This window comes from Marinobacter sp. MBR-105 (genome assembly GCF_053628895.1).
In genome coordinates this window covers 1-2,639 of record NZ_JBRJHG010000042.1, presented here as the reverse complement: position 1 = coordinate 2,639, position 2,639 = coordinate 1, and the positions used below count along the sequence as shown (strand labels likewise).

The following is a 2,639-nucleotide window of genomic DNA, read 5'->3' as shown; positions in this document are numbered from 1 at the left end:
GGAGAAGGTGATCTGATCCATGCTGGCAACGATCCTATGCGATTGACGATGGCCGTATTATCGCTGATTTTGGAGACTTATTCAGAGCCTCCTTAGATCGTTCGCCGTGAGGAAGCCTCGAAATTGGACTATCGCTGCATATATTCCAACAACCAGACAAGAAACCCTTGCCGAAATGATTGCCCAACCTACCCATATTGGGAGACTTGAGCTCGCGCCATAGATAACTTCGCTAATGCCAAAAAGCGTTCTTTCCAAGAGAAGCAGCAATATTATCAATGCTATATTATAGATAACTTCACGCTTCAGATCGCTCAAGGCCTTTAATGCATGCTTATACTTATTTGGCTTATTTTTTGAAAGTTCTTTTGGGATATCCTTAGTTATGCCGTCAAGATAATTATATAAAGCAAAGGAAAGGGCGCCAAACAATATTGCAATAGTCACAAAGGCAGAAAGAGTATTTTCAAATACAGGGGTAGCCATGCCACACGAAAAGTAAAGTGCGACAAAGGATAGCCCGCTAGATATTAGAAAAGCAATAATCAGCTTGAGCATATCATGTGCCAAATTTACCGGCTATGTAGCGAAATACCCTCTCCACCATTCGCTTATCTCTTTCGCCGCGAGTTGAGGAGGGCTCGCCGGTCTCAAGATCTAGCTGGCCCTCCTCCTCATCGCCATTGTGTGTCGGCACCTCTAACTCTATGGTTTCTGCAGTATCAGCGCTACTGTGAGATTTTTTGCCCCCGTGATCTCCCTCAGTGGTCACTCTCCACGTCCCTTCGCCCTCTTCTATATATTCAATGTAATCTGACGTAGGCTCTTTTGGTACTTCTAAAGAACCTGAATCGTTTTTCATTTTTAAGACAATTTCATCCTGACCGAACAGGTCTTTTAATGCCGCTAAAGCCTCTCTTGCCTTGACGTTCGTCTGCAATATATTGGGCGATATTAGTCGAAGCTCTAAATTATATAGTTTATTGTGAGTGCCTACGATTTCCCAGAATTTACCTTCCGTAGGTTTGGGCTCCACAAAAACTCTATGGTTATAAACTGCAAGAGTCGGTTCACGCAGACCGGCCTCAATAGCCGTACATATTTGAGATGGGGTCCCAAACCGCCAATCCTTCTGGACGAAAACAGTCTGACTCACAGAATCGAATACCGCTACAAGCGGAATCCAATCATCTTCCTCATGCTCAATTATGTCTCCAGGCACTTTCTCGCCTACGTGAGCTTTGCGCAATTTTGCGATCTTACCGACAAAGAAACGATTTTCGGGGAAGGTTTCGTTGCGGCTTGGGTTAACAGGGGCAAAACCAACAAAGCTATATTTGACTCCATTCTTGATCCAGTCCCGTTCTGGAACAAGGGCGTCAAGAACGGCCGCACCTTTTACCGCTGGCAATGGCTTAGGATTAATCGAGCGCTGGTCCTCTTCAATCAGAAAGTATCTGAGAACTACGAAGGGTCGTTCTTGATCCATAAGCATGAGATCCTTTTAAATATAACGCCACGATTCAGCGGCGACCTTTTTGTAGCGAAGCGGAGAAAAGGGCGTCCGGTGGAGGGCCGCCAGGCCCGGAACGAACTGGAATGATTGGTTATGTGCTCCCTCTGGCCAGCACGCTATACGGTTCATAGCCCAAGTTAAACCAACGTTCCTCGAACTCAATTTGCCGCGACTGAAAAGACTCTAAATGGATGTCAGCCTCATGGCAAAGAACGAACTCAAAGTTTTTGCAGCGAAAGAAGAGGTCGCCTCTGCCCAGTGTGAAAATCCCTCTTTCCTCAGCCTCCGACAGGAATGACGACAATTTCTCCGTGTTTAGCGGTTGGTACTGCCACATGTCATCAATCGAAAGGTTACAGTCCCAGCCAAAGGCCACATGAAGTTCCCGAATACCCTCTCTTGTGAGAAAAGCAGCAAGATAGTCAATTTCTTGCTGTAACTGTGACTCGCTCAAAGGGCTGGTTCTGACCTCCATGGCTATAGTCCTTTTGCCACATAACGCCCCGCACAGGGGCAGACAAATAAGCGCAGCGTTTTGGCTGTCCCAGCGACCAACGGGAGCGATTGCTGCGGATTGTTATATTTCATTGCACCGACTTAATTTCTTTCAGGATTTCTTCCTGATAAGGCTGGGTGGCACAACCGTTCATAGAATTGTAGGCCGCCTTTTCGCCACTATTTGTGGCGAAGACAATATACCTTTGACCGCTCTCTAAATAGGGATCGACGCAATAGCACCCATCACCAGCAAAGACAGTAGTGATGTTTGCCTCATCGCCTTTTACAACCTCGTCAATCTCGAAGGTGGCCACCTTTGACCCGCACTGCTTGCCCTGTTCGACAGTCCAGCAAATACCTGCCTTTTCTTTGATGGGCTTCCGGTCAATCACGGAGCCAACGAATACTATGTCTGCATGCTTGAGATAGAACTTCGTGTCGTTGCACGAAACCTCCATAGCTTGAGTGTTAATTGAAAAGAGAAGAACAAACACTGGAAAAAGATACTTCACCATAACTCTCCGAAAATATAACGCTGAGGTAACCGGCGCCGGAGCGCCAGCGGAGGGAACCAAAAGCGGTACGCTTTTGGCGTCCGGTTGACCGCCTTGTTAATGGCCGTTCA

Annotated in this window: 4 protein-coding genes; all 4 read right to left on the bottom strand. The window is 46.9% G+C overall.

The window, feature by feature from the left end; all coding sequences use genetic code 11:
* Window positions 1–81: 81 nt before the first annotated feature.
* Window positions 82–558, bottom strand: a complete 477-nt coding sequence (locus ACSSVV_RS20830; protein ID WP_454106956.1) for a hypothetical protein — start codon at window positions 556–558, stop codon at window positions 82–84.
* 1 nt (window position 559) lies between these two features.
* On the bottom strand, window positions 560–1,489 hold the full coding sequence (locus ACSSVV_RS20825; protein WP_454106955.1) for a hypothetical protein: 930 nt from the start codon (window positions 1,487–1,489) through the stop codon (window positions 560–562).
* A 118-nt stretch (window positions 1,490–1,607) separates the two neighbouring features.
* A complete protein-coding gene (locus ACSSVV_RS20820; protein WP_454106954.1) occupies window positions 1,608–1,991 on the bottom strand; it encodes a hypothetical protein in 384 nt (127 codons plus the stop codon).
* 109 nt (window positions 1,992–2,100) lie between these two features.
* The gene (locus ACSSVV_RS20815; protein ID WP_014819758.1) at window positions 2,101–2,529 is read right to left on the bottom strand and encodes a hypothetical protein; all 429 of its coding nucleotides are present in this window, start codon (window positions 2,527–2,529) and stop codon (window positions 2,101–2,103) included.
* Between the last annotated feature and the right edge of the window lie 110 nt (window positions 2,530–2,639).

Excerpts from the sequence above, each read along its gene's own strand:
- ACSSVV_RS20830 (WP_454106956.1), bottom strand. The coding sequence starts at position 558 with ATGCTCAAGCTGATTATTGCTTTTCTAATATCTAGCGGGCTATCCTTT.
- ACSSVV_RS20825 (WP_454106955.1), bottom strand. The coding sequence starts at position 1,489 with ATGGATCAAGAACGACCCTTCGTAGTTCTCAGATACTTTCTGATTGAA.
- ACSSVV_RS20820 (WP_454106954.1), bottom strand. The coding sequence starts at position 1,991 with ATGGAGGTCAGAACCAGCCCTTTGAGCGAGTCACAGTTACAGCAAGAA.
- ACSSVV_RS20815 (WP_014819758.1), bottom strand. The coding sequence starts at position 2,529 with ATGGTGAAGTATCTTTTTCCAGTGTTTGTTCTTCTCTTTTCAATTAAC.